The 1,548-nt window shown below is 69.4% G+C and carries 3 protein-coding genes and 1 pseudogene; all 4 read right to left on the minus strand.

What is annotated here, in order from left to right; genetic code table 11:
* Positions 1-433, minus strand: a 433-nt coding sequence (locus BN12_RS25605) for a DivIVA domain-containing protein (RefSeq protein ID WP_048555621.1), incomplete at its 3' end; no start/stop codon positions are given.
* A gap of 69 nt (positions 434-502) precedes the next feature.
* Positions 503-778: a YggT family protein gene (locus tag BN12_RS21650; RefSeq protein ID WP_048555622.1), complete on the minus strand. Its 276-nt coding sequence runs from the start codon at positions 776-778 to the stop codon at positions 503-505.
* Positions 779-815: 37 nt separating this feature from the next.
* Positions 816-1,298: a cell division protein SepF gene (locus BN12_RS21655; RefSeq protein WP_048555623.1), complete on the minus strand. Its 483-nt coding sequence runs from the start codon at positions 1,296-1,298 to the stop codon at positions 816-818.
* Positions 1,299-1,361: 63 nt separating this feature from the next.
* Positions 1,362-1,548: pseudogene (locus BN12_RS26360) on the minus strand (YggS family pyridoxal phosphate-dependent enzyme); the annotation flags it as partial.

Consider the following 1,548-nt stretch of genomic DNA (forward strand, 5'->3'; position numbering starts at 1 on the left):
CGGCAGCCGCGTCACCGGCGGGTGCGGCCGGCGCCGTCGCCTTGGCCTCGAGGTCGGCATACGACGTCCGCAGCTCCTCGTGGGAGGACAACAGGCTCTCGTGCTCGCCCCGCAGGTCCGACTGCGCGCTCTCCAGCGCGCTGATCTTCGCCTGGTACTCGGCGGCGAGCCGCTCCAGCTCCTCGTTGCGCGCGGCGAGCTGCTTGACCTCCGCGGGCGGCTCCTCGTTGCCGCGCGCGTCGACCGGGGGGAGCCCCCGGCCCTCGCGGCACTCGTTGAGCTGGGTCCGCACGTCGTCGGCCTGGGTGCTCAGCCGGCGCATTTCCGCGACGACCTCGTCGAGGAAGTCGTCGACCTCGCGCTCGTCGTAGCCCCTGCGGAACTGGGTCTGGGTGAAGGTCTTCTCCAAGACGTCTTCGGGCGTGAGAGCCATGTGGGTACCTCGGGGGGTCTGGGGGTTCACCGACAGCCGCGACCGGACGGCGCAGGCATGCTGACAACCCTAGATGATGGCACGAAGGACATAAACGGCGAGCAGGAGGATCAGGAACGCGAGATCGAGGCTCACCGACCCGATCCGCAACGGTGGGATGACCCGGCGCAGCGCCTTGAGCGGCGGGTCGGTGACGGTGTAGACACCCTCGGCGAGGACGAGGACGACGCCCCGGGGGCGCCACTCCCGCGCGAACACCTGGATCCAGTCGATGACGAGTCGACCGAGCAGCACGATGAGGAAGAGGAGCAGGAGGAAGTCGAGCAGTCCTCGGATGAAGGTCATGGGCCGATCACCATGACCCCATCCTCACCGATACGCGTCAGGACTGGTTGAACAGCCCTCGGGCGGGTGCCGGCCCGGACTCCTCGGCCATCACCTCGACGTGGGCCGGGGACAGCAGGAAGACCTTCGCCGTGACCCGGTCGATGGACCCGTGGAGCCCGAAGATGAGTCCCGCGGCGAAGTCGACGAGACGCTTCGCGCCAGCCTCGTCCATGTCGGAGAGGTTCATGATGACCGGCGTGCCGGCCCGGAAGCTCTCGCCGATGTTCTTCGCCTCGTTGTAGGTCCGCGGGTGGATCGTCGTGATCCGGGCGATCGCTCCGACCTCGGCGTCGCGGACGACGTGGGCGGCCGGCGTCCGGCGGATCGGGGTCACCTCCGCCGCGTGGTCGTCGCGATCGCGATGCTGCGGGGCGGGCTGGTCGTCGTCGTATCCGTCGTAGTCGTCATACCCGTCGTACCGGTCGTCCTCCTCGGCCAGCCCGAGGTAGACCATCGTCTTGCGCAGCGCGCCAGCCATGAGGAGCTCTCCCTTGCCAAGTCCGGGCCACGATCGGCATGACCCTCCGGTTCGTGAACGAAGTTACCCAAGTGACGGGCGAGTTCCCAGGATTGCGGTGCCGACACGCAGGTGTGTCGCACCCGCCGAGACAGCCTCCTCGAGGTCCCCGCTCATGCCCGCCGAGACCCAGGTCGCGTCCGGGTGGTCGGCACGTATGCGAGCCGCCACCTCGGCGAGCCGGGCGAAGGCGGCCGCGGGGTCGGCGCCG

This window comes from Nostocoides japonicum T1-X7, assembly GCF_001046855.1.
Classification (GTDB): Bacteria; Actinomycetota; Actinomycetes; order Actinomycetales; family Dermatophilaceae; genus Nostocoides; species Nostocoides japonicum.

Excerpts from the sequence above, each read along its gene's own strand:
- BN12_RS21650 (WP_048555622.1), bottom strand. The coding sequence starts at position 778 with ATGACCTTCATCCGAGGACTGCTCGACTTCCTCCTGCTCCTCTTCCTC.
- BN12_RS21655 (WP_048555623.1), bottom strand. The coding sequence starts at position 1,298 with ATGGCTGGCGCGCTGCGCAAGACGATGGTCTACCTCGGGCTGGCCGAG.